Consider the following 24069-nt stretch of genomic DNA (forward strand, 5'->3'; position numbering starts at 1 on the left):
CGAGGAACTGCTATCGAAAACGTGTGCACAAGTGCTCACCGTTCTCTTCCTGCCCCGAGCCGTCCTGCTGACCGTGCTCGTGCCTGGCAGGCGTAACTTTCCCGCCTCCCGCCAGCCCATCGCTGGCGGCAGTGCCCGACGTCGCCGCCCGGCTCGCCAAGGGTAGCGCAGTTTGCGCCGCGAGGGCGCCGGATGCGAGCCGTTGCAGATTGATCGCCGCGTTCACATCGCGGTCGTGATGCGTGCCGCATGCGGTACAGGTCCAGGTACGTTCCCCCAGACTTAGCGCGGCGTAGCGGTCACCGCACGCCGAACACAGTTTGCTTGACGGATACCAGCGGTCCGCCAGCACGAGTTGGGTACCGTAACGCTTAGCCTTGTACTGCAACTGGTGCCTGAATTCATGAAAACCGACGTCGGAGATCGCGCGCGCCAGACGGACATTGGCCAACATTCCGTGCACGTTCAGGTCCTCGATCACGACCGTTTGATTTTCGCGGCACAACCGGGTAGTCAGCTTGTGCATGAAGTCGGCGCGCACGCGGGCGATGCGCTCGTGCAGTCGCGCCAGCGCGCGGGCGCCGCAGGTCCGGTTCTTCGATTCCGGCAGCCGTGTGCCTTTCGGGATCGCTCCCTTGATGCCGACAGCTTTCCTGGCCGCTTCCAGCTTGCGCGACTGGCGCCGCGAGCGGATGCGCAGGCGCCGCAGCGCCGCCGCGAGTGGGCGCGGTGCCGCGATCTTCTCGCCGGTCGACAGCGTAGCGGCCGCGCTCACGCCCAAGTCGACGCCGATGACACCGTCTCCCGTACGGTACAGGCGCGCAACGTGATCAGGCACGTCGACCCGCACCGCCAGATACCAGTGGTCGGCTTGGCGCCCGACACTTGCTCCCATGATCCTGCCCGGCCAGCGCAGATGCTCGCACATTTGCACGCGCCCGATCTTCGGCAACACTGCTTCAACCCCTTCGATCCGCAATTTATCGTTGGCAAGGTAGAACGCATCGCGACAACGTCCTTTTTTCTTGAAACGCGGTCGGTACACCTGTTGGCCCGTGCGGCGCTGGTCGAAGTAGCGGGACCACGCTTTTGCCAGGTTCGCGAAAGGCTGCGCATGGGCGTCGCGGTGGATGGTGCGCAGCCAGGGCAGGCCGTCGTCGTCCAGCCAGTCCGGATCCGAATACTTGATGCCGTTGAACTGCTTCTTCAGTGCCATCGCATTCGGTTTGTGGCCGGTGGCGGCCTGGCGGTTCCACTCGGCCAGTGCCCAGTTCCAGACACGCCGGGCGGTGCCTGCCGCGCGCGCAAAATAGTCGCGCTGCGCAGGTGTCGGATCGAGTCGAAGCCGGTGGGACAGGAGCACGATTGTGGATTCCGTTGAGTAGGGCGTTGGACTGAAGTGCGCTGAACAAGTTCCGGATCTCGTCAGAGAATGTGCACGGTCGGTGCACGTATCGACACATTCAAGCATCAACCTGGAAGCAAGGCGCACCTCGTGAGGATGGCTTGCCGAAGCCGTCACTATACCGGACATCGCCGGCGCGGCGCGCCCCGAAGCCGCTCGCGACGATGTCAAAAACTATATGCATTCATCGCAACTCGGGTCGGTTTTTCGACAGTTCATCCCCCGATTTCGACGCTTCGGCGGTTGGCCGATGACGCTGGCGACAGCGCTTCCTACACTGTCATCACTCGCCGCACATTAACGACGCGGCGATATGAAAAAACGGTGGATCACGCATATGGCCGATGATGTTTTTGCAATTTCGCTTGTGATCCGTTTTAAATATCGATTGTGAACTCCGGAGCAATCATGCGTATTCTTCAAGTCCTGGCCTTCGTCGGTGCCGCCACCCTGTCCATGTCCGCATTCGCCGACCCGTCCATCGCGCCGTCTGCAAGCGCCGCCAGCAACGCGACGGCCCAGCTCCAGCCGTCCATGGCATACCGGCTGACGAAGATTGACGCCGAGCGCATGCGGAGCTCGTTCCTGCTCACCGACGGCCGCACGATCAAGGTGACGAACAGGATGAGCAGGCTGTTCGTCGACCTGGACGGCAAGCGGGAAGAGCTGGTGCCGGTCGGTCAGAACCAGTTCGTCACGCGCGACTCCGGTGCACGCCTCACGTTCAACCAGGTGCCGTTCGCGGACGAGGTGGTCCTCAACCAGGCCGCGCGCTGAGGCGCGGCGCCGAACACGTCCGGCCTGGCCGATGCGGCCCGGGCCGGCACTTCATTGCATGCGATACCCGGCGTCAGATCGGCGCGCCGAAGCGTCCGGCCTGGTAATCGATGATCGCCTGCTGGATCTCTTCCCGCGTATTCATCACGAACGGCCCGTGCGCCACGACGGGTGCGCGGATCGGCAAGGCATGGCCCAGCAGCAGCACGCTGTCGTGGTCGGCCAGGATCTCCAGTTCGTCGCCCTGCGGATCGAACTCGGCCAGGTGGAAGGCGCTCACCGTTTCCGGCATACATTGGATCACGCCGCGCACGACGTACAGGAACACGTTGCGATCGAGCAGCCCGTCGACGTGCAGGCGCGCGCCGGCCTTCATCTCGACCGTGGCCAGGAACACATCCGTCAGCGATTCGACCGGCCCCGTCACGCCGCCATACGTGCCCGACACGAGGTGCACGCGCACGCCGGCGCCGCCGTCCACGACCGCGCCGTTTTTTACTACCGGTATTTGGTCGCGTTGCAGGCCGACGTAGCGCGGTTGAGTCATCTTCAGCGCGGGCGGCAGGTTGACCCAAAGCTGCAGGATTTCCAGCGGCCCGCCGCGCTCCATGAATTCGCGGGGCGACACTTCCGCATGCACGATGCCGCGCCCGGCCGTCATCCATTGCACGCCGCCGGGACCGATCACGCTCTCGTGCCCGGCGCTGTCGCGGTGCGCCAGCAGGCCGTCGAGGATGAAGGTGACGGTCTCGAAGCCGCGGTGCGGATGCGGGCCGAAGGGCAGGCCGCGGTTGTGCGGCGGATAGACCTGCGGGCCGTGGTGGTTGAGGAACAGGAAGGGATCGACCTGGTCGAGATGGGGGCCGGGCACGGGACGCTGGGTGACCAGGTCGCCGATGTCGTCGCGCAGCGCGGGGTGTACGCGCCGGATGATCTTGTGCGTCATGTTCGGATCCTTTCATGTGAAGACGCTACGATACCGGATTGCACGTCGCGGATTGCACCTCGCTGATTGCACATCGCGGATTGCGCAGCGGGGAGGCCCATGCGCGCTTCCCGCATCCCTGCTAGACTCGTTGCGCCTTTGCAATCATGGAGACGAACAATGGGGATGAACAGAAGTGCACGCAGCCTGGCGGTGGCCATCAGCCTGGCCTGGGCTGCGAGTGCAACGGCCGCGCCGGCATCCGGCGTGCCGGGCGATGCCGCGATCAAGGCGGCCAAACATGCCGTCACCGCCTACCGCGACGACGTCGTCGACACGCTGGCCAAAATGGTCAGCTACAACACGGTGGCCGTCAAGGATGTGCCGTGCGAGCGCAATCCGCAGCACCAGGCGTTCAAGGCCTACCTGAAGCAGGAGGCGGAACGGCTCGGCCTGGACTTCGCCGACTACGGCTGCGTGGCCATCATCGGCCTCGGCAAGGGCGAGGAGCGCGTGGGCCTCGTCGCGCACGGCGACGTGCAGCCCGTCGACCCGAGCAAGTGGAAGAAGTCGCCGTTCGAACTGGACCGCACGAGCGAGCCGGGCCGCCTGCTGGCGCGCGGTGCCGAGGACGACAAGGGGCCCATCGCCACCGCCCTGTACGCGATGAAATCGCTGAAGGACCTGCAGGTGCCGCTGTCGAAGCGCATCGAGCTGTACGTCTACATGGCCGAGGAATCGGACTGGGCGCCGCTGGAGGCATTCATCAAGACGCACCCGCTGCCACAGATGAACATCACGCTCGACGCCGAATACCCGGCCGTGACGGCGGAGAAGGGCTATGGCACATTGGCCGTCACGCTGCCGAAATCTGCCACGCCGGCACCCGCGACCGAACCCTGGGTGAAGGATTTCAAGGGCGGCTTCTTCGGCAGCCAGATCCCCGAGGATGCGCAGGCCGTGATCGCCAACGCGACGCCCGCGCTGGAGACGCAGATCCGCGCCCGCGCCGGCAAGCAGGCGGGCATGCGCTACCAGTTCGAGTGGAAGGACAAGGACCTGCTCGTCACGGGCAAGGGGTTGYCCGCGCACTCTTCGAAGCCGGAGGACGGCGTCAACGCCATCAGCATGCTGGCCGACGCGCTGGCCGTGCAGGCGTGGCCGGACACGACGGCCGGCGCGCTCGTCAACTTCCTCAACGAGATGGTCGGCACGGGCTATTACGGAGAAAAATTCGGCAGCATCGCCTACCGCGACGCCTTCATGGGCCCGATGACGTTCGCCCCGACCGTGATCCGCCAGCGCGACGGCGAGGCGGGCGGGACCGAGCTGGCGATCAACATCCGCCGGCCGCAGGGCAAGACCGCCGCGCAGCTCTCGAACGAAATCAACGCCGCGCTCGCGCAATGGCAGGGCGCGCACGTGCAGCTGGCGAACATCGCCGTGCAGATCGGCGACCCATGGGTGCAGAGCGACGCGCCGCAATTGCCGGTGCTGATGAAGACGTTCGCCTACTTTACGGGCGTCAAGGATCCGAAACCGCTGGCAATCGGCGGCGGCACCAATTCGCGGCTGTTCCCGCATGCCGTCAGCTTCGGCCCGGCGATGCCGCATACGGTGTACACGGGCCATTCGGAGCATGAGTTCATCACCACCAAGCAATTGCTGCTGAACCTGGAAATGTACACGGCGGTGCTCGCCGAGCTCGCCAAGTAAGGGCCAGTCTCGGTAGGCGCGAACTGGTAGGGTGGGCACCCCTGTGCCCACCTAACATATGCGTTGCGGTAGTGCATGTGGGCACGGGGTGCCCACCCTACGGGGCGCATCACGATTTTGCTCACCGGGCATTCGTGTAGGTTCAAGCCTCGCCGAAATGTGTAAATACTTCTATAAGTTTTGTAGGTTCCAGCCTACATGATCCAGGTCTTCATAGGGAGCCGGCACCGCTTCGCCAGGCTTTCCCTAGGAGAGACGGCAGGCGGCGCCAAGGTCTCCCAGTGAGCCTGCGCATGGCCCGTTGATTGTCGGAAAAGCTAGAGCTGACCCCAAGAAAATGTGGCGAAAACGCCATGATAGGATCAGGCCTGACGGCGACCCGGTTACCCACCGGTCGCGCAAGGAGAGCAAGCTGACCTGTCGATGCCATGCATAGCCAAGACCTGACGAAACCTGACGGAAGACATTTGACGCTGTACAGCAACCGGCCGATTCCGGACGGCCTCGTCGCACCCAGCCCCTTTGCCGAGCCGCAGCATGCGAACCCGCACCTGCGCTGGCATCCGTTGCGGGGCGAGTGGGTCACGTATGCCGCGTACCGCCAGAACCGCACTTACCAGCCGCCGCCGCAGTACAACCCGCTCGCGCCGACGCGCGACGCCGAACACCCGACCGAGATGCCGACCGGCGACTACGAGATCGCCGTGTTCGACAACCGCTTTCCATCGCTGGCGCTGGATGCGCACGAGCCGCCGGCCCTGACCGTCCCGACCGCGCCCGCGAACGGCAAGTGCGAGGTCGTCGTGTTCACGCAGGATGCGCAGACGGCGCTGGGCCGCCTGCCCCTGTCGCGCATCGAACTGCTGCTGGAAGTGTGGGGCGACCGCACACAACGCATAGGCGGGCAGCACCACATCCAGTACGTGCTGCCGTTCGAGAACCGCGGTGCCGAGGTGGGCGTCACCTTGCACCATCCGCATGGCCAGATCTACGCCTATCCGTTCGTGCCACCCGTGCCGGCGCGCCAGCTGGCGCAGGAGCGCGAATACTACCTGCAGCATGCCACGAGCCTCCTGTGCGACATGGCGCGCGACGAGGCGGCGGACGGCAAGCGCGTGCTGTACGAGGACGACCACGCGATCGCCTTCGTGCCCGCGTGCGCGCGCTACCCGTACGAAGCGTGGGTGATGCCGACGGGCCCTTGCCGCGATTTCGCGGCGCTCACGCCGGCGCAGCGCGCCGCCCTGGCGCGCGCGCTGAAGACGGTGCTGCTCAAGTTCGACAGCCTGTGGGACCGCCCGTTCCCGTACCTGATGATGTGGTACCAGGCGCCGACGGATGGCGCCGACCATCCCGAGACGCAGCTGCACTGCCAGATCTGTCCGCCGTACCGTACGCGCGACCGCCTCAAATACCTGGCCGGCACGGAGATTGGCGCCGGCATGTTCGCGATGGACGTGCTGCCCGAGACGACGGCCTATGAATTGCAGCAGGTCGACGTGGTCCTGGAGGAGACGGCATGAGCGCACTGGTCGACACGTCCCCCGATGCGCGCGCGGCCGAAGTGGCCGACAAGCTGGCGCTGTTGCGCGCCGCGCTGGCCGAGACGGGCGCCACAGCCGTGCGCCTGCGCGGGACCGACTGGTTCGCCTGGGCGACGGCGGGCGGCGACGCGTCCGTGCTGCTGGCCGCCGATTGCGGCGTGGCCGAGGTGCTCGTCACGCGCGACGACGCCGTCGTCCTGACGGATAACGTCGAGGCCGAGCGCCTGCGCCAGGAACAGGTCCCGGTCGCTTTTTCTTTCCACATCGCGCCGTGGGCCGAGACGGAACTGCGCGAGACCTACGTGCTCGGCGCGACACACGGGGGCGTCGTGCTGTCCGACCATCCGCGCACAAGCAACGGCAACGGCGCCGAGCAACCGCTGCCGGCGAGCCTGCGCCTGCGCCGCATGGTGCTGCATCCGGCCGAACAGGCGCGCTACCGCGTGCTTGGTGTCGATGCCGCCGTCGCGCTGACGCAGGTCCTGTCCGCCGCGCGTCCCGACTGGACGGAACTGGACCTGGCCGCGGCCGCCGCGCAGGCACTGTGGCGGCGCGGGATCCAGCCCGCGCTCGTCCTGGCCGCGGGCGCGCGCCGGCTGCAGGCGTTCCGCCATCCGGTGCCCACACACGAGCCGCTCGGCGCGCGCGCCATGCTCGGGGTCTGCGCGCGCCGCCACGGCATCAATGCGAATCTGGCGCGCGCCGTCGCGTTCGGGCCGCTGTCGATCGATGAGCGCAATGCACAGGCCGACCTGCAGCAGGTCGAGGCGACGGGACTCGATGCCGTGCGCCCAGGCCAGTCGCTGGCCGCCGTCTATCACGCGCTGGAGGCCGCGTACCGCCATGCCAACCGGCCGGACGCGATCCTCGAACACCACCAGGGCGGCATCACGGGCTACCAGGCGCGCGAGATCGTCGCCAGTCCGAGCACGGCGACGGGCATCGAGACGGGCATGGCGTTCGCGCTCGATCCCGGCTTTGCGGGACTGAAAACGGAGGACACGTTCCTGCTGGGGGCAAGCGGGCTGGAGAACCTGACCGTGGACCCGGACTGGCCCGCGACGACAATCCAGGGCCGCGCGCGGCCCGTTTGGCTGGAGGTGACATGACATGAACAATTCCGAGACCTTCTTCGGCGGCGCTCCCGAGGCGTTCGCGTCGGCGCCAGGCCGCGTCAACCTGCTGGGCGAGCACACCGACTACAACGACGGCTACATGCTGCCCGTCGCGACCCCGCAGCGGACGGAAGTCGCGCTGGCCAGGAGCCACGACGACCAGCACCACCTGTATTCCGGCACGCTGGACGGCAACGTCACGTTCGCCGCGAAGGGCGGCAGCGCGCCGCAGGGCTTCGGCAGCTATATCGAAGGCTGCATCCGCCTCGTCGAAGCGACCGGCGTGCAGGTGCCGCCGCTGCGCATGTTCGTGACGACGAACCTGCCCGTGGGTTCCGGCCTGTCGTCGTCGGCGGCGCTCGAAGTGGCGATGCTGCGCGCGATGCGCAATCTATTGGGGTTTGCTCTCGACGACGTCAAGCTCGCGCAGATCGCGCAGCGCGCCGAGATCGAATACGCGCGCGTCAACTGCGGCATCATGGACCAGATGGCGTCGAGCCTGTGCGACGAGCGGAACATGCTGTTCATCGATGCGCGCACCCTGGAATACCACCTCGTGCCGATGCCGGACGGTACCGAACTGATCGTCGTCGACTCCGGTGTGCCGCGCACCCTGGCCGCCAGCAAGTACAACGAACGCCGCGCCGAATGCGAGGAAGCGTCGCGCAAGCTGGGCGTGATGGCGTTGCGCGACGTGACGGATCCGGCGGCCGTCGAAGCGCTGCCCGAGCCGCTGCGCCGGCGCGCGCGCCACGTCGTGCTGGAAGACCTGCGCGTGCTGGAAGCGGCGCGCGGCGTGTCGGCCGAACGCTTCGGCGAACTGATGAACGCGTCGCACGAGAGCCTGCGCGCCGACTACGAGGTTTCCATTCCCGAGCTCGACCAACTGGTGGCCGCGCTGCGTGCGGTCCCGGGCGTGCTCGGCGCGCGCCTGACCGGCGCCGGATTCGGCGGGGCTTGCGTCGCGCTGTGCCGCTCTGGCCAAGGTAGAACTGAAATTCGGCAGGCAGCTGAAACTGCACTCTCCACCTACAACAAAGCTGGACGCCAGGGACGCATCCTGATCCCGGTCCCGACCCAAGGAAAGGAAAATAATGAGCCAGTTTGAATATCCCCGCCCGCAGCTGGTCCGCGACAATTGGATCAACCTGAACGGCAAGTGGCGCTTCCGCTTCGACGACGACCTCGTCAACAAGATGCCGGAAGGCGTAACCGGCTGGACCCATGAGATCAATGTCCCGTTCGCGCCCGAGACCGAGATGTCCGGTATCCAGGACACCGGCTTCCACCGCTTCTGCTGGTACGAGCGCGACTTCCAGCTGATGCCGTCCGAAGAGCGCGTCATGCTGCACTTCGGCGCCGTCGACTATTTCGCGCGCGTCTGGGTCAATGGCCAGCTCGTGGCCGAGCACGAGGGGGGGCATACGCCGTTCTCGGCCGACATCACCCCGGCGCTGCGGGGCGACGGCAGGCAGGTCGTGACCGTGTTCGTCGAGGACGACCCGGCCGACCTGGCCAAACCGCGCGGCAAGCAGGACTGGCTGCTGGAACCGCACTCGATCTGGTATCCGCGCACGACCGGCATCTGGCAGACCGTGTGGATCGAAAAGGTGGCGCGCACCTTCATCCGCTCGCTGCGCTGGACGCCGATCTTCGAGACCTTCGAGATCGGCTGCGAAGTGTTCGCCGGCGGCGACATCCAGGAAAACATGTTCGTCGAGGTCAAGATCTGGCACGGCCAGCAGCTGCTCGCGGACGACAACTACAAACTGCTGCAGGGCGAGGCGAACCGCAAGATCGCGTTGTCCGATCCCGGCATCGACGATTCTCGCAACGAATTGTTGTGGAGCCCGGAACGACCGACCCTGCTGGACGCCGAAGTGATCCTGCGTTGCGGCGACCAGGTGGTGGACACCGTCAGGTCGTACACCGCGCTGCGCGCGTTCCACATCAACCGCGACCGCCTGCTGCTCAACGGCCGCCCGTATCCGCTGCGCCTCGTGCTGGACCAGGGGTACTGGACCGAGTCGTTCCTGACGGCGCCGTCGGACGGGCACCTGAAGCGCGACGTCGAACTGGCCAAGCTGATGGGTTTCAACGGCGTGCGCAAGCACCAGAAGATCGAGGATCCGCGCTACCTGTACTGGGCGGACAAGCTGGGCCTGCTCGTGTGGGAAGAGATGCCCTCGGCCTACCGTTTCTCGCCGCGCGCGATCACGCGCATGGTCAAGGAATGGACCGAGGCCATCGAGCGCGACTACAGCCACCCATGCGTCATCGTGTGGGTGCCGTTCAACGAATCCTGGGGCGTGCCGAATCTGACGCTGACCCAGGCCCATCGCAACGCGGTCGAGGCGCTGTACCACCTGACGCGCACCCTCGACGCGACCCGCCCTGTGATCGGCAACGACGGCTGGGAAGCCTCGGCCACCGACATCCTGGGCATCCATGACTACGACTGCAACCCGGACAAGCTGAAGGCGCGCTACGAGGTGTCCGACCCCGTACGCACGCTGTTCGATCAGCGGCGCCCTGGCGGACGCATCCTCACCTTGGACGGCTTCCCGCACCGCGGCCAGCCCATCGTGCTTACCGAATTCGGCGGCATCGCGTACGACCCGAACGCGACGCCCGAGGACGGCACGTGGGGCTATACCCGTGCCCATACGGCCGAGAGTTATCACGTGCTGTACCAACGCCTGCTGAAGGTGGTCAACGAGACCTTCATGTTCAGCGGCTTCTGCTATACCCAGTTCGCCGACACGTTCCAGGAAGCGAACGGCCTGCTCAATGCGGACCGTACACCCAAGCTGCCGTTCGAGGTGATCAGCGCGGCCACGCGCAACGTCACGCTCGAACCCAAGGACGTGGAAGAGGAGGGAGACAAGCCGGGCACCACGTGACGTATCGCTGATGTACCGCTGAGGTACGCCGATCCGCGCCGCCCGGCGCGCTCCGAACCCTGTCGCGAGCACGGCACCCGCAGGGCGCCTGCCCCCGCTGCGCGGTCACGAACGGCCGCGCTGATGGATGGGCTCGCCCGTCCGTGTCGTATCGATCAACCGACCGCCCRCTGCGGGCGACAAGGAGCCATCATGCCCACGATCGTCGTTTTCAGTCACCTGCGTTGGGATTTCGTGTTCCAGCGGCCCCAGCACCTGCTGTCGCGCCTGGCGCAGCATTATCCGGTCCTGTTCGTCGAGGAACCGGTGTACGATGACGGCGCCCCGTTCATGGAACGATCCAGTCCGGCCCCGAACGTGACCGTGTGCCGCGCACACACCCCCATCCATGCCAACGGTTTCCATGACGAGCAGCTGCGCCTGCTCCAGCCCATGGTCGCGCAGCTGGCACCACCCAGGGAGGAGGTCGTCGCGTGGTTCTACACGCCGATGGCCCTGCCGCTGCTGCAAGCGTTGCGGCCCGCGCTCGTCGTCTATGACTGCATGGATGAACTGGCTTCGTTCCGGAATCCACCCAAGCAATTGCTGCAGCGTGAAAGCGCGCTGCTCTCCATCGCCGACCTCGTGTTCGCCGGCGGCCCCAGCCTGTACGAGGCCAAGCGCCACCGCCACCCGAACGTCCACTGCTTTTCCAGCAGCGTCGACGTCGTGCACTTCCAGCAGGCGCTGGACCGGTCGCGCACGCATCCGCAACAGGACGCCATTCCGCGCCCGCGCTTGGGTTTCTATGGCGTGCTGGACGAGCGCTTCGACCCGGACCTCGTGGGTCTTGTCGCCGACGCGCACCCCGAATGGCAGATCGTGCTGGCCGGACCGGTCGTCAAGATCGATCCGGACCGTCTTCCACGCCGCGCCAACATCCATTACCTGGGGCAACAGCCGTACACCGCGTTGCCGGACCTGCTGGCCGGCTGGGACGTTTGCCTGATGCCGTTCGCCATCAACGAGGCGACGAAATTCATCAGCCCGACCAAGGTGCTCGAATACATGGCGGCCCAGTTRCCGATCGTCAGCACGCCTATCGCCGACGTGGCGAATCCGTATGGCCACGTCGTCGCGATCGCCGCCAACGCGGACGAATTCACCGCCGCCTGCGAGGCCGCGCTGGCGCAGACGCCTGAACAGCGTCGCCACATGGTGGACGCGATGCAGGCCGTCGTGGCTGCCACGTCCTGGGACAACACGGCCGCGCGCATGCGCGAGCTGATCGACACGGCGCCGCCGCACACGGACCGGCGCGCCAAGCCGCGCAGCTTCGACGCGGCTGCCGACGCGGCCGCCGTGGCACGGCGCGGCGACGTCCGCCGTGGCTCGACCGTGAATCCGCTGCGCGCACAGGCGCCGCACGTGGCCACGATCGTCATCGGCGGCGGCCCGACGGGGCTGTCGGCCGCATACCACCTCGGCGCCGATACACTGCTGCTGGACCGCAACGAGACGGTCGGCGGCTGGTGCCGCTCCATCGAGGACAACGGCTTCACGTTCGACCACGCCGGCCATATCATGTTCTCGAACGACCCGTACGTGCTCAAGATGTACGAGATCCTGCTGGGCGACAACGTGCACTGGCAAAACCGCGAGGCGTGGATCTACAGCAAGGGCGTCTGCACCCGTTATCCGTTCCAGGGCGCCCTGTACGGCCTGCCGCCGAAGGTGATCACGGAATGCGTGATGGGCGCCATCGAGGCCCGCTACGGCACGGACGACGGCATGGCGGCCGCGGATGCGCAATCCATCGCCGATTGCTGCGCCGACGGCACGGCCGACGTCTGCAACACCGGCCGCGCCGTCCAGGGCACCGTGCAGAACTTCGAGCAATTCATCTACAAGGTGTGGGGCAAGGGTATCGCGCAGCACTTCGCCATCCCGTACAACCGCAAGATCTGGACCGTGCCATTGTCCGAGATGGAAACGTCGTGGCTCGGCGGACGGGTGCCGCTGCCGAACCTGGAAGAAATCATCCAGGGCGCGCTGGAACCGGCGCCGAAGCCGATGGGGCCGAACGCCCGCTTCGGTTACCCGTTGAAGGGTGGTTTCCAGGCGCTGATGAATGGCTTCCTGCCGCACGTCAAGGGCAAGATCGAACTGAATGCCGACGTCGTGCAGGTGCTGCCGCGCGAACACATCGTCGCGCTGCGCGACGGCCGCCGCTTCCGCTACGACGACCTGATCTCCACGATGCCGCTGCCGGAACTCATCAAGGCCATCGGCGACGAGGCGCCGGAAGAGGTGAGGGCGGCGGCGAAAGGCTTGCGCCACGTGTCGATCCGCTGCGCGAACATCGGCATCGACCGCGTCGCCACCGACAAGCACTGGATTTACTATCCGGAGGACACGATCTTCCACCGCATCTTCGTGCAGGGCAATGCGAGCCCGGGATGCAATCCGCCGGGCGGCTTCGGCTTCACCTGCGAGATTTCGTATTCGCCCCATAAACCGCTACCGGTCGACGGCGACGCGCTGATCGCCCGCGCCATCGAGGATTGCCGCAAGGTCGGCATGATCCAGGACGGCGACACCATCCTCGCCGCGCACCAGGTCGACATGCCGTACGCCTACGTGCTGTACGACCACCAGCGCGCACGCAACGTCGAGACGTGCAAGGCCTGGCTGAAGCAGTTCGACATCACCCTCGTCGGCCGCTACAGCGAGTGGGAATACTACAACTCCGACCATGCCCTGCTGGCCGGCAAGCGCGGTGCCGACATCGTGCGCGCCAAGCGTGCCCGCGCGCAAAAGGTCGGGGCGGAATAGATCGGGCCACGCTGGCCGGGCCACGTTGGCCGGGCCACGCTGGCCAGACCGGGCAGGGCCCGGCGCACGCCGCGCCGCGGTCCGCCTTGACCCTATCCGCACGCGGCGCCGGGCTCAGTGTTGGATCGTGCCGCCTGCGAGACTCACCCTGTCGCCGGTGCGAAAGTCCGGCGTGGTCTGCTGCGTGACGACCTGGGTGCTGCCGTCGTCCATGCGCAGGGTGACGCGATAGACCTGGTCGGCGGACGAACTGCCGGTGCTGCCGCCCGAGCTGCTGCCCATTGCGGCGCTGGTATCGCCTTCGGTGGCGGCACTGCTGGACTGGGGCACGGCTTCGATGGCGGCGACGGTGGCGTTCGGCGTCGTGCCCGCTGCGGCGCTGCTGCTCATCCCGCCGCCCATGCTGTCGGTGGAGGCGCTCCGGCCTTTAGTCGTACCGGAACCGGAGGATCCGGAACTGTCATAACCGCTCGAACTGCCGGAAGAGCCGGATGTGCCGGACGAGCCGGAACTGCCGCCACCCCAGCTGCCCGATCCGGCCGATCCGGTGTCGCCGCCCGTGCCCGACATGCCCCCGCTGCTCTGGGTGCCGGCGGTACCACTGCTGCCACTGCTGCCGCTCGTGTCGCCGTGCATGGAACTGCACGCGGACAGCCCGACTGCCAGCGTCAGCAAGCCCGCCAGGAAGACGCTCTGGTGTTTTTGCTTCATGATCAACTCCTTGTGAGAGGATAGTGTCAGGTGATGCGTGACGATGCCGCGTGCCACTGTGGTAAGAGGCCCGTTTGGTAGCGGCGTTCCAGCTGACTCGGGTTGAGCATGAGCCACGTCAAAGTCGTGGCGATTAGCGGGTAGTTCAGCGCCTGACCTGGACGGCGCTGCGCGCCGCGAGCAGCGTGAGCAGGCTGGCGGCGACGATGGCGGCGCCCACGTCGACGGCCCAGTCGCGGACGTCGGCACCGCGGTAGGGGAAGAAGCTTTGCACGAATTCGTCGCCGGCACCCATCACGGCGACGGCCAGCACGGCCTTGCCGGCGCGCGCCAGCGGACTGCCGCGGCTGCCGGTGAACGAGAGGGCAGCCAGAACGGCATAAGCGATCGAGTGCAGGACGCCACCGGGCGCATAGGCGCCGATGTCTGCCCGGGCGCCCGGAATATTGCCGATCGTTATGATCATCAGAAACATCGCGATAGCGGCCGCAACGTACAGCGGGCGCCTGGGCGGGTCGTGCAGGAACGTGGATAGATACGTCGTCATGGAAAGGGAGGACTGAAAAACACTTACCTTACCATAACGGTATCAAGCGGTATCGGTGCGCTGACATACCGCGCCCCGCCGGCGCGCCATCGGGCGGCACGTCGGCCAAGGCGGGCATCCAGGCGTCAGATGGTGAGGGCTGGTGTGCCGTTGGGGTAGTGGGCGTCGAAACAGCTGGCGCAGTCCGGGCAGAACAGGTGCGCCATGCGTACGGCCGACTGGCGCAGGACCAGTTTCAGGTGGCCGCTCTGGCACTTGGGGCAGATCTCGCGGACGCTGCCGAAAGTCAGTACGTGAAGGGGTTCCCCTTCGTCGTCGATATGGTCGATCACCATGCGCGGGTTGAGCTCGCTGAGAACCAGGCAGTCGTCTGATTCCTCATGACAGCGGCGCGACGGATGGGCTTGTTGCTGGGGTGGCGACATCGTTTCAGGTACGGGTAAAGTCATTGGACCGGCTCCATGTTGGATTGTCTTGTCCCCACGCGAAATTCCAGAAGAATCGCGAGGTGCGTGTTTCATCATAGCGGAATCTGTAGATGGTTCAAGCACAACAGTGAAAGTTTTGTGCGGTGCGTGGCAGACACAACAAAAGAATACGGAACAAAAAAATGCCCGCCAACGGAGGACGGGCACAACCCAAGATCGGGCCAAGAGACTCAGAATGCGGTGCGGTGTGCCGCGAAGGGCACACCTTCTGCGATCACGCATATCGGTTGCGTGTATGCAGATGGACCCAGTATAGGGACAGAATGTGAACGGGTTATGACACTCCTCAAATGTGCGCATCCTTGATCCCGAACGTTTACAGATGGGATTGGTCTAACCGAGCGTTGCAATCTGAGCAAGAGTGTTACGTGCTGTGGATAAAAAAAAGCCCGCTGATTGAGCGGGCTTCAAACTATTTTCTTGGAGGAGAATAGTGGAGACAGGTGCATTATGCTGCGGCGCGACATATGCGTCCAATTATGAATTCGGATAGCCGTTATTATTCAAAATGATAATGGTAGAGCTAATCCCGAACAGGCACCGTGTAATTCAGCGCCATCCTGCCACCGTCCGCATACAGCGTCTGGCCCGTGATATACGATGCGTCTTCGCTGGCGAGAAAAGCGGCGATGGCGGCGATCTCCTCCGGTTCGCCGCAACGACCGAGCGGCGTGCGCGACAAAATCGTGTGGCGTGCTTCCGGGCTCGACAGTACAGCCTGCTTTGCCAGTTCCGTCAGGATCGTGCCAGGTCCAATCGCGTTGACGCGGATGCCGTACGGCGCAAGGCCGATGGAGGCCACGCGCGTGAGCTGGTTCACTCCGCCTTTCGACACGACGTAGGGCACCTGGTTCGGAATCGTCAGCTCGGCGTTGACGCTCGACATGTTGATGATGCAGCCGCGCAATTCCGTATCGGTGCGCTTGACCATTTCGCGGGCGACGGCCTGGCTGCACAGGAACATCGACTTCAGGTTAATGCGCAGCACGCGGTCGAAATCCTCTTCGGCCAGGTCGAGGAACCCGGCGGCGTGCGTCACGCCCGCGTTGTTGACGAGGATGTCGATGTGGCCGAAGGCGGCCAGGGTCGCAGCGACCATGGCGTCGACCTCGGCTTTCACGCTCACGTCCGCCTGGAAGAAGCGGGCCTGGTCGCCCAGGGCTTCGGCGGCGGTCGCACCTTCGGGACGCAGGTCCACGAGCATCACGCGCGCGCCTTCGCGCACGAGGCGTTCGGCGCACGCATGGCCGATGCCCTGGCTGGCGCCGGTGACGATGGCGACTTTCTGATTGAGTTTCATGGATCCTCGCTGTTGCTGCAGTGAAAGCTGCAAAAATGAAACAAAACGCCCGGCGGCGGCCTGCCGGTCAGAGCATCACGGGCCGGTCGGGCAATTCGTTCGGGCGCGCGCCGCCGGACGGGAAGTGGGTGCGCAGCAGCTGGTTCACCTGGGCGACCGCGGCGAGCGTGGCCGCCTGGAATTCGCCGCGGGCAAAACCGCGCGTCATCGTGTCGCACGCGCCCTGCCACGTGGCGGCATCGATCCTGCGGTCGATGCCCCGGTCGGCAATGATATCGACCTTGCGGTCGGCCAGATTTACGTAGATCAGCACACCGCAGTTGTCCTCGGTGTCCCAGATGCCGTAGTCGGCGAACAGGGCGATGGCGCGCTGGCGGTTCGTCACTCCGGCCCAGGCCAGCGACAGCGGCAAGCCCTTTTCGACGATCAGCCGCACCTCGCCCCGGTGCGTCTGCTCGCCGGCCGTGATGGCTTCCGTGATCGCGCCGAGCGCCGCGGGCGGAAACGCGCGCTCGGCCTCGTTGCGGGTGCTGAACAGGTGGCGCAGGGCGCGCCGCAGTCGGCTCGGTTCTTCCATCACCAGTCTCCCGAGGCGCCACCGCCATCGAAGCTGCCACCGCCACCGGAAAAGCCGCCGCCGCCGCCGCTGTCMGAAAAGCCGCCGGAGAAGCCGCCGCCGCCGCGATGGCGGGCGGCATTGGCGAGGAYATTGCCAAGGATGAAGCCGGTCGTGGCGCTGTCCCAGTGGTTGCCACGCTGCCATGGCTGACCGGGCAGGCCCGGTTGCATCAGGCGCGTGCGGCGCGGGCGGAAGATCGAGCGGATGACGACGATGCCGATGAACACCAGGAAAATGCCGACGGGGATGCCGGGTCCGCCATCATCCTCCTGCGCTTGCGGCTGCGCCTGCGCGGGCGGTGCCGGGAATTTTTCCTGGTTGAGCAGGGTGGCGATGGCGCCGACACCAGCGACGAGCCCGCCATACCAGTCCTGCTGGCGGAAATGCGGGGCGATCGTGTCTTCCAGGATGCGTTTCGATTGCGCGTCCGTCAGCACCCCCTGCACGCCGCGTCCGGCCTCGATGCGCAGGCGGCGCAGCGCCTTCGGATTGTCCTTCGCCACCACCAGCAGCACGCCGTCGTCGACGCCCTTGCGGCCCAGCTTCCACGCGTCGGCCACGCGGATGCTGTACTGCTCGATGGCTTCCGGTTCCGTCGACGCCACGAGCAGCACGGCGATCTGGCTGCCCGTCTTCGCCTCGTAGTCGGCCAGTACGCCTTCCAGTTTCTGGCGCTGGTCCGGCGTCAGCATGCCGATCTCGTCGGTGACGCGCGCGCGCAGCGCCGGCACTTGTCGCATTTGGTCCGACCTCTGGGCTTGCGCATGGGCCGAGCAGGCCAGCAGCAGGGTCAGCATCCAGGCCCACAGCAGACGGGGCAGGGGGCTCATGGCATGGCCTTATTTGCCGAAGTTGACGGTCGGCGCCGTCGAGATCGACTTCTCGTTCTCGACCGTGAACGAGGGCTTGGCCTGGTAGCCGAAAATCATCGCCGTCAGATTGGTCGGGAAGCTGCGCACGGTCACGTTGTAGTCCTGCACGGCCGCGATATAACGCTGGCGCGCGACCGTGATGCGGTTTTCCGTCCCTTCCAGCTGCGACTGCAGGTCGCGGAAGCTGGCGTCGGCCTTCAGTTGCGGATAGTTCTCAGACACGGCCATCAGGCGCGACAGCGCGCTCGACAGCTCGCCCTGCACCTGCTGGAACTTCTGGAACGCTTCCGGATTGTTGAGGACTTCCGGCGTGATCTGGAAACTGGTCGCGGCGGCACGCGCGCGCGTGACGGCTTCCAGCGTCTCCCGTTCGTGCGTGGCATAGCCCTTGACCGTGTTGACCAGGTTGGGAATCAGGTCGGCGCGGCGCTGGTACTGGTTGACGACCTCGGCCCAGGCCGCCTTCGTGGCTTCGTCCTTGGCCTGGAACTGGTTGTAGCCGCAGCCCGACAGCAACGTCGCGGCCAGTACGGCGGCCAGCAACATGCCGGCCCAGCGCGTGAAGATCGAAGGTTTCATCTGCCCATCCGTAACAAGTTGTCGAATGGCCAAAATATACCCGAAATGACAACGCCATGGCGTGACGGACAGGCCAGCCGTGCCGGCCGCGCGCTACAATAACGGGTTTGCAATCCGACTTCAGAGGCCGCCATGAACTTCATCGACAAACTGACCGCCGCCTGGCGCCGCAACGATTCCCTGCTGTGCGTGGGGCTCGATCCGGACGTCGCACGCTTTCCGGCGCACCTGCGCGACCGGCCGGACGGCATCGTCGAGTTCTGCAAGGCCATCATCGACGCCACCGCCGACCTGGCCTGCGCCTTCAAGCCGCAGATCGCCTATTTCGCCGCGCTGGGCGCGGAAGACCAGCTGGAAGCCATCTGCCGCTACCTGGGCGAGCGCTATCCGCACATCCCGCTGATCCTGGACGCCAAGCGCGGCGACATCGGCGCGACCGCGCACCAGTATGCGCGCGAAGCGTTTGACCGCTACGGCGCCGACGCCGTCACCGTCAACCCGTACATGGGCTTCGATTCCGTCGAGCCTTACATGGCGTGGAAGGATCGCGGCGTGATCGTCCTGTGCCGCACGTCGAACGCCGGCGGCTCCGACCTGCAATTCCTGGACGTGGGCGGCCAGCCGCTGTACCAGCACGTGGCGCGCCTCGTCGCGGAAAAGTGGAACAGGAACGGCCAGTGCGCCCTCGTCGTCGGCGCCACGTTCCCGGACGAACTCGCCCAGGTGCGCTCCATCGTCGGCGACATGCCGCTGCTCGTGCCAGGCATCGGCGCCCAGGGCGGCGACATCGAGGCGACCGTGAAATCGGGCCGCACGGCAGATGGCATGGGCATGATGATCAATTCCTCGCGCGCCATTATCTATGCGCAGCCGCAGGGCGGCGAGGATTTCGCGGCGGCCGCGCGCCGCGTGGCGCTCGAGACGCGCGACGCGATCAACCGCTACCGCGCCTGAGTCATCCCCGTCACCCCGCCGGGCCATGCCGGCTGCTGCTGCCCAGGTAGCGCAGCCCGACGGCCAGCGCCGCGAAGCCGGACGCGGCGGCCACGCCGAGCGCCCAGCGCGGGCCGGCATGGTCGGCCACCCAGCCGACGATCGGCGCCCCGATCGGCGTCGTGCCCAATGCAATGCCGACCCGCAGGGCCATCACGCGGCCGCGCATGGCGGGTTCGGTCGCCAGCTGCATCAGGCTGTTCGATGCGTTCGTGAAGGTGAGGGCGGCCACGCCCGTGAGCGCGAGCGCGGCGGCGAACCACAGGTAGCCCGGCGCGATGGCGGCCAGGGTGCAGCCGATGCCGAACACCCCGGCTCCCACCACCAGCGCACTGAAGCGCGTGCGCTCGCGGCCGGCGGCGATCAGCGCGCCGGTGACGCTCCCCACCGCCATCGTCGACGACAGCAGGCTGTACCCGCGCGCATCCGCCTGGAATACGGACACGGCCATCGTGCCGATGAAGATCGGGAAATTCAGGCCGAACGTGGCGATCAGGAACAGCATGGCCATGATCGCCATCAGGTCCGGCCGCTGCCACACATAACGCAGGCCGGCGAGCATCGCGCGCCCGCGGTCACCCGCATGCGCGCGCGGGTGCGCGTGCAGCTCGTCCTTGCGCAGCCAGGCCAGCGAGCACAGCACGGCGACGTACGACAGCCCGTTGACGATGAACGCCCAGCCGGTGCCGACGCCGGCGATCAACAGGCCGGCCGCCGCCGGGCCGATCATCCGGGCGCCGTTGAACGACGTCGAATTCAGCGCGACCGCGTTCGGCAGGTCGGCATCGCCCACGAGTTGGGCGACGAAGGTCTGGCGCACGGGCGCGTCGAAGGCCGATGCGCAGCCGAACAGGAAGGCGAACACATAGACCTGCCACAGCTGGACGATACCGAGGATGGTCAACAGGCCCAGCGCCAGCGCGAGCACGCCCATCGTGGCCTGCGTGACCATCATCAGTTTGCGCTGGTCCCAGTGGTCGGCCGCCCAGCCGGTCCAGGGCAGCAGCAGGAGCTGGGGGCCGAACTGCAGGGCCATCACGGTGCCGACGGCCGATGCGTTGTGGTGCGTGAGTTCGGTGAGGACCAGCCAGTCCTGGGCGGTGCGCTGCATCCACGTGCCCACGTTGGAGACGAGGGCGCCGCTGGCCCAGAGGCGGTAGTTGAAGCTGGAGAGGGAGCGGAATGCGCGGGACATCGAAATCGTTCGTAGGGTGGGCGGCCTCCGCCCACGCGGTGATACGCGCCGTGAAATAGGTCGCGTCCGTGCCGGTGTCCGTTGTACGCGTGGGCACGTGGTGCCCACCCTACGCATCATTCAATACCGGCTTGGGGCAATCATTTCGGCGTAATCATACAGCGCCCCGAGGATTTCTTCCGCCCGCTCGTCCGCCGTCTCGGACAGTGCGTCGATCTCGGCGAACAGCTGGTCGATCGTGCGTGCCCCGCCCGCGCCGTCGAACAGGCGCGCGGCGCGGTGGTCTTCCCACGCCTGCTGCTCGTCTTCGCCCAGGGTGTGCGGGAAGTTGCGGGCGCGGTAGCGGAACAGCAGGTGCGTCAGGCGCTCGTCCTCGAACGACGGGCGCAGCGTGGCCAGCTTCGTCGGCGCCTCCGTCCGCAGCGACTCCAGCCGGCGCCGGTCGCCGTTCGACACGAAGCCGCCGTACAGGTCTTCGTCGACGTCCATCGCGGCGACGGTGTCGCGCTGGAACACCTTGTGCCAGATCGCCGCCATGTCCGGCCCGCCCGCCGCGATGCGCGCGTGCGCCAGGCATTGTTCGACGTCGAGCTCCCAGCGTGCCGCCATCTGGCTGCTGAGCGTCTTGAGGTTGCTGACAAGCATGGGTGATTTGTTCAGGTGCACGCTCTTGATGGGCAGCCGGGTCATGCCTTCGGGCATCTCGGCCGCGCGCGTGAACAGGCGCTGGCGGATCGTGTCCACGTCCAGGCGGAACAGCTCGGACGGGTCGTGGCGGCAATCCCACACGAGCACTTCGTTCTTGTTCGTCGGATGCGTGGCCAGCGGCCAGACCAAGGCCAGGCAGCCGCGCTCGGCCGGGAACATGCCGGAGACGTGCAGGAAAGGCTGGCGCAGCGCGCGGTCCAGGTGCAGGCCCATCTGCTCCGCCACCTTGTCCTTGCGGCGCAGTTCGAGGCAGAAGTCGAACAGCTTCGGCTGCTTGCTGCGCAGCAGGCGCGCCAGCGCGATGGTGGCGCGCACGTCGGACAGCGCGTCGTGTGCGGCTTCGTGCACGAGGCCGTTGTCGCGCGAGAGGTGTTCGAGCCTGAAGCTGGGGCGGCCGTCRTCGTGGCGTGGCCAGGCGATGCCGTCCGGACGGAGCGCATAGGCCATGCGCACGACGTCGAGCAGGTCCCAGCGGCCGCAGCCGTTCTGCCATTCGCGCGCATACGGGTCCATCAGGTTGCGCCACAGCAGGAAGCGCGTGACCTCGTCGTCGAAGCGGATCGTGTTGTAGCCGACGCCGATCGTGCCCGGCTCGGAGAACGCCGCGCAGATGCGGGCCGCGAATTCGTGCTCGGGCACGCCGTGCTCCAGGCAGTGCTGCGGCGTGATGCCCGTGATTAGGCAGGCCTGCGGATCGGGCAGGTAGTCGGGTGCCGGCTGGCAGTACAGCATGATCGGCTCGCCGATCTCGTTGAGGTCGGCGTCGGTGCGGATCGCGGCGAACTGCGCGGGACGGTCGCGCCGCGGTTCCGCGCCGAACGTCTCGTAGTCGTGCCAGAGGAAGGTGTGGGTGCTCATTGTGGTGCCGGCTGCACGGCTGAGTTGCGACGCGCCATTCTAACTTGCATGTTTCAGCGGGCCTAGCCCTGGCTCAATCGAGCCAGGGGAACAAAATGCCAGTAGGGTGGGCACCCCTGTGCCCACGCGAAGGCATGCGGTATGCGAACGTCACGCGTGGCACGGCGTGCCCACCCTACACGGCAATCCGGTCGCGTCCCGCCTCCTTGGCGCGGTACAGCGCGGCGTCGGCGGCTTCGATCAGGCCCCGTTCGTCCTGGCCCGGCAGCAGCGTGGCGACGCCGAACGAGCCGGTGACGTGCGGCAGCGGCAGCCGCATGTCGTCGAACACGATGGTCTCGCGCATGCGCGCACACAGGCGCTCGGCGACCATCACGGCCTGCGGCTGCGGGGTGGCGGGCAGGATCGCCATCATTTCCTCGCCGCCGTAGCGCACGGCGAAGTCGGTCGGGCGCAGGCCCGCGCGGATGACGTTCGCGGCCGCGCACAGGGCGCTGTCGCCGGCGATGTGGCCATGGGTGTCGTTGAACCGCTTGAAGTGGTCCAGGTCGATCATCACGAGCGACAGGGGCGCGCCTTCCTGGCGCGCGCGGGTGACCAGCTTGGGCAGGACCTCGTTCAGCCAGGCGCGGTTGTACAGGCCCGTGAGGCCGTCGTTGAACGACAGCTGGCGGTAGAACTCGCCCACTTTCTGGCGCCGGCGCAGGCGGGCATTGGCCGCGCGGACGCGGAAGGAGAGCAGCCGCAGCAGGTTGCGGGCCACGCCATTGTGGCCGTCGATGAGCTGCCACACGCGGTCGGGCTCGATCACCAGGAGTTCGCTGTCTTCCAGCGCGACGATGGCATCAAGGTTGGCGGCGTCGTCCAGCACCGACTGCTCGCCCACGCTTTCGCCGGGCAGGATGCGGTCGACATTGCCTTCGCCCAGCGCCGCCTCCACGGCCAGGCTGCCGGCCAGCACGATGTACAGGCGGGCCCGCAGGCCATCTTCGAGCGCTTCGTCCTTCGGCAGCCGCACCAGCAGGCAATCGGCGAGCGCGCGCGCGACGGCGGGGCCGTCGGCGTCGCGAAAGAGCTCCAGATCGCGGATGCTGTAGGAGGATGCACCGAAGGTGCCGGTCACGTTCATGAATGACTTACGGGCGACAACTTATATTGACAACCTCGCATGATACCTGAATGAAACGCTCACTGAGATGCTTGGCGTGGATAAACAACAGTGTTTCAATGACGGGATGACTACCGCTTCCGATTCCAGCCTCGTCGACGCGCTCGGCCAGGCCCACCTTCCCGCGCCCGACGCGCGCATCGTCTGCCTCGTGCCCTCGATCACCGAACTGCTGTGCGACCTGGGCCTGGCCGGCAAGCTCGTCGGCCGTACGGGCTTCTGCATCCATCCACGCGACGTCGTGGCCGCCATTCCGAAGGTGGGCGGCACGAAGGACGTCAACATCGAGAAGATCCGCCGGCTGGCGCCGACGCATGTCGTCGTCAACATCGACGAGAACGAAAAGCCGACCGTCGACAAACTGGCGGAATTCGTCCCGCACATCGTCGTCACGCACCCGAACGCGCCGCGCGACAACCTCGACCTCGTGCGGCTGATGGGCGGGCTCTTCGGTGCGGCCGATGCGGCCGAGCGCTGGTGCGCCGAATTCGAAACGGAATACGCGGGTCTGCGCGCGCATGTTCACGGCCCGGCGCGCACCGTGCTGTACTGCATCTGGCAGGACCCATGGATGACGGTCTCGCAGGGCAYGTACATCGCCGCCATGCTGGCCGAGCCGGGCTGGCGCGTGCCGGACCTGGGCCTTGAGCGCTATCCGCGCTTCGCCTGGTCGCAGGCGCTCGTGGACGGGCTCGACGCCGTGCTGCTGTCGACCGAGCCCTACCGCTTCACGGAAGCGCACGCGGATGCGCTGGAAAAGCAGATCGGCATCCCCGTGCTGCTCGTCGATGGCGAGATGATGTCGTGGTACGGCAGCCGCGCGCTGGCCGGG

The 24069-nt window shown here is 66.4% G+C and carries 21 protein-coding genes; 9 read left to right on the forward strand and 12 right to left on the reverse strand.

Going from position 1 to position 24069, the window contains the following annotated elements; translation table 11 throughout:
* Positions 1-10: 10 nt before the first annotated feature.
* A complete protein-coding gene (locus AC1DYX_RS10525; protein ID WP_477258763.1) occupies positions 11-1363 on the reverse strand; it encodes an RNA-guided endonuclease InsQ/TnpB family protein in 1353 nt (450 codons plus the stop codon).
* A gap of 450 nt (positions 1364-1813) precedes the next feature.
* On the opposite strand from AC1DYX_RS10525, the gene AC1DYX_RS10530 reads away from it, so the two are divergent.
* On the forward strand, positions 1814-2182 hold the full coding sequence (locus AC1DYX_RS10530; RefSeq protein ID WP_477258764.1) for a hypothetical protein: 369 nt from the start codon (positions 1814-1816) through the stop codon (positions 2180-2182).
* Between the two features lie 73 nt (positions 2183-2255).
* Here AC1DYX_RS10530 and AC1DYX_RS10535 read toward each other — a convergent pair whose 3' ends face one another.
* A complete protein-coding gene (locus AC1DYX_RS10535; protein ID WP_477258765.1) occupies positions 2256-3128 on the reverse strand; it encodes a pirin family protein in 873 nt (290 codons plus the stop codon).
* A 165-nt stretch (positions 3129-3293) separates the two neighbouring features.
* Between AC1DYX_RS10535 and AC1DYX_RS10540 the strand changes: the two genes are divergently transcribed.
* The 6 genes from AC1DYX_RS10540 to AC1DYX_RS10565 all read left to right on the forward strand — a co-directional run bounded on the left by AC1DYX_RS10540 (position 3294) and on the right by AC1DYX_RS10565 (position 13199).
* Positions 3294-4823, forward strand: a complete 1530-nt coding sequence (locus AC1DYX_RS10540) for a dipeptidase (protein WP_477258766.1) — start codon at positions 3294-3296, stop codon at positions 4821-4823.
* A gap of 467 nt (positions 4824-5290) precedes the next feature.
* Complete coding sequence (galT, locus tag AC1DYX_RS10545; RefSeq protein ID WP_477258767.1) at positions 5291-6346, forward strand: galactose-1-phosphate uridylyltransferase; 1056 nt, start codon at positions 5291-5293, stop codon at positions 6344-6346.
* On the forward strand, positions 6343-7476 hold the full coding sequence (locus tag AC1DYX_RS10550) for a M24 family metallopeptidase (protein WP_477258768.1): 1134 nt from the start codon (positions 6343-6345) through the stop codon (positions 7474-7476). The genes galT and AC1DYX_RS10550 overlap by 4 nt, the downstream gene beginning before the upstream one ends.
* A gap of 1 nt (position 7477) precedes the next feature.
* Complete coding sequence (gene galK / locus AC1DYX_RS10555; RefSeq protein WP_477258769.1) at positions 7478-8590, forward strand: galactokinase; 1113 nt, start codon at positions 7478-7480, stop codon at positions 8588-8590.
* Positions 8577-10385 carry a glycoside hydrolase family 2 protein gene (locus AC1DYX_RS10560; RefSeq protein WP_477258770.1) on the forward strand — a complete coding sequence of 603 codons (1809 nt, stop codon included), beginning with the start codon at positions 8577-8579 and terminating at the stop codon, positions 10383-10385. The genes galK and AC1DYX_RS10560 overlap by 14 nt, the downstream gene beginning before the upstream one ends.
* Before the next feature lie 192 nt (positions 10386-10577).
* Positions 10578-13199, forward strand: coding sequence for an NAD(P)-binding protein (locus AC1DYX_RS10565; RefSeq protein WP_477258771.1), 2622 nt, complete (start codon positions 10578-10580; stop codon positions 13197-13199).
* Between the two features lie 114 nt (positions 13200-13313).
* On the opposite strand, the gene AC1DYX_RS10570 is transcribed toward AC1DYX_RS10565, so the two are convergent.
* The 7 genes from AC1DYX_RS10570 to AC1DYX_RS10600 all read right to left on the reverse strand — a co-directional run bounded on the left by AC1DYX_RS10570 (position 13314) and on the right by AC1DYX_RS10600 (position 18282).
* Positions 13314-13910 (reverse strand): hypothetical protein, encoded by a 597-nt coding sequence (locus tag AC1DYX_RS10570; protein WP_477258772.1) that lies wholly within the window; start codon positions 13908-13910, stop codon positions 13314-13316.
* Between the two features lie 145 nt (positions 13911-14055).
* On the reverse strand, positions 14056-14376 hold the full coding sequence (locus AC1DYX_RS10575; protein ID WP_477258773.1) for a VanZ family protein: 321 nt from the start codon (positions 14374-14376) through the stop codon (positions 14056-14058).
* 206 nt (positions 14377-14582) lie between these two features.
* Positions 14583-14792 (reverse strand): hypothetical protein, encoded by a 210-nt coding sequence (locus AC1DYX_RS10580; RefSeq protein WP_477258774.1) that lies wholly within the window; start codon positions 14790-14792, stop codon positions 14583-14585.
* 676 nt (positions 14793-15468) lie between these two features.
* Complete coding sequence (locus AC1DYX_RS10585) at positions 15469-16245, reverse strand: SDR family NAD(P)-dependent oxidoreductase (RefSeq protein ID WP_477258775.1); 777 nt, start codon at positions 16243-16245, stop codon at positions 15469-15471.
* A gap of 67 nt (positions 16246-16312) precedes the next feature.
* On the reverse strand, positions 16313-16822 hold the full coding sequence (locus AC1DYX_RS10590; RefSeq protein WP_477258776.1) for a TPM domain-containing protein: 510 nt from the start codon (positions 16820-16822) through the stop codon (positions 16313-16315).
* On the reverse strand, positions 16822-17694 hold the full coding sequence (locus AC1DYX_RS10595) for a TPM domain-containing protein (protein WP_477258777.1): 873 nt from the start codon (positions 17692-17694) through the stop codon (positions 16822-16824). Before AC1DYX_RS10595 ends, AC1DYX_RS10590 begins: the two co-directional genes overlap by 1 nt.
* Before the next feature lie 9 nt (positions 17695-17703).
* Complete coding sequence (locus AC1DYX_RS10600; protein WP_477258783.1) at positions 17704-18282, reverse strand: LemA family protein; 579 nt, start codon at positions 18280-18282, stop codon at positions 17704-17706.
* 165 nt (positions 18283-18447) lie between these two features.
* Here AC1DYX_RS10600 and pyrF point away from each other — a divergent pair, with 165 nt between their 5' ends.
* The gene (gene pyrF / locus AC1DYX_RS10605) at positions 18448-19269 is read left to right on the forward strand and encodes an orotidine-5'-phosphate decarboxylase (RefSeq protein WP_477258778.1); all 822 of its coding nucleotides are present in this window, start codon (positions 18448-18450) and stop codon (positions 19267-19269) included.
* Positions 19270-19279: 10 nt separating this feature from the next.
* On the opposite strand, the gene AC1DYX_RS10610 is transcribed toward pyrF, so the two are convergent.
* The 3 genes from AC1DYX_RS10610 to AC1DYX_RS10620 form a co-directional block, all read right to left on the reverse strand.
* Positions 19280-20503 (reverse strand): MFS transporter, encoded by a 1224-nt coding sequence (locus AC1DYX_RS10610; protein WP_477258779.1) that lies wholly within the window; start codon positions 20501-20503, stop codon positions 19280-19282.
* Positions 20504-20623: 120 nt separating this feature from the next.
* Entirely contained in the window at positions 20624-22069 is a 1446-nt protein-coding gene (gene sbcB, locus AC1DYX_RS10615; RefSeq protein ID WP_477258780.1) for an exodeoxyribonuclease I, read from the reverse strand.
* A 175-nt stretch (positions 22070-22244) separates the two neighbouring features.
* Positions 22245-23198, reverse strand: a complete 954-nt coding sequence (locus AC1DYX_RS10620) for a GGDEF domain-containing protein (protein WP_477258781.1) — start codon at positions 23196-23198, stop codon at positions 22245-22247.
* 106 nt (positions 23199-23304) lie between these two features.
* Here AC1DYX_RS10620 and AC1DYX_RS10625 point away from each other — a divergent pair.
* Positions 23305-24069, forward strand: a 765-nt coding sequence (locus tag AC1DYX_RS10625; protein WP_477258782.1) for a helical backbone metal receptor, incomplete at its 3' end; no start/stop codon positions are given.

The sequence above is a fragment of the Massilia sp. P2_C2 genome, from assembly GCF_056404615.1.

Bases quoted from the DNA above. Each gene is read 5' to 3' on its own strand.
- AC1DYX_RS10575 (WP_477258773.1), bottom strand. From the start codon at position 14,376: ATGATCATAACGATCGGCAATATTCCGGGCGCCCGGGCAGACATCGGC.
- AC1DYX_RS10620 (WP_477258781.1), bottom strand. From the start codon at position 23,198: ATGAACGTGACCGGCACCTTCGGTGCATCCTCCTACAGCATCCGCGAT.
- AC1DYX_RS10600 (WP_477258783.1), bottom strand. From the start codon at position 18,282: ATGTTGCTGGCCGCCGTACTGGCCGCGACGTTGCTGTCGGGCTGCGGC.
- AC1DYX_RS10590 (WP_477258776.1), bottom strand. From the start codon at position 16,822: ATGGAAGAACCGAGCCGACTGCGGCGCGCCCTGCGCCACCTGTTCAGC.
- AC1DYX_RS10585 (WP_477258775.1), bottom strand. From the start codon at position 16,245: ATGAAACTCAATCAGAAAGTCGCCATCGTCACCGGCGCCAGCCAGGGC.
- AC1DYX_RS10530 (WP_477258764.1), top strand. From the start codon at position 1,814: ATGCGTATTCTTCAAGTCCTGGCCTTCGTCGGTGCCGCCACCCTGTCC.
- AC1DYX_RS10580 (WP_477258774.1), bottom strand. From the start codon at position 14,792: ATGGTGATCGACCATATCGACGACGAAGGGGAACCCCTTCACGTACTG.
- galK (WP_477258769.1), top strand. From the start codon at position 7,478: ATGAACAATTCCGAGACCTTCTTCGGCGGCGCTCCCGAGGCGTTCGCG.
- AC1DYX_RS10535 (WP_477258765.1), bottom strand. From the start codon at position 3,128: ATGACGCACAAGATCATCCGGCGCGTACACCCCGCGCTGCGCGACGAC.
- AC1DYX_RS10550 (WP_477258768.1), top strand. From the start codon at position 6,343: ATGAGCGCACTGGTCGACACGTCCCCCGATGCGCGCGCGGCCGAAGTG.
- AC1DYX_RS10560 (WP_477258770.1), top strand. From the start codon at position 8,577: ATGAGCCAGTTTGAATATCCCCGCCCGCAGCTGGTCCGCGACAATTGG.
- AC1DYX_RS10610 (WP_477258779.1), bottom strand. From the start codon at position 20,503: ATGTCCCGCGCATTCCGCTCCCTCTCCAGCTTCAACTACCGCCTCTGG.
- AC1DYX_RS10570 (WP_477258772.1), bottom strand. From the start codon at position 13,910: ATGAAGCAAAAACACCAGAGCGTCTTCCTGGCGGGCTTGCTGACGCTG.
- pyrF (WP_477258778.1), top strand. From the start codon at position 18,448: ATGAACTTCATCGACAAACTGACCGCCGCCTGGCGCCGCAACGATTCC.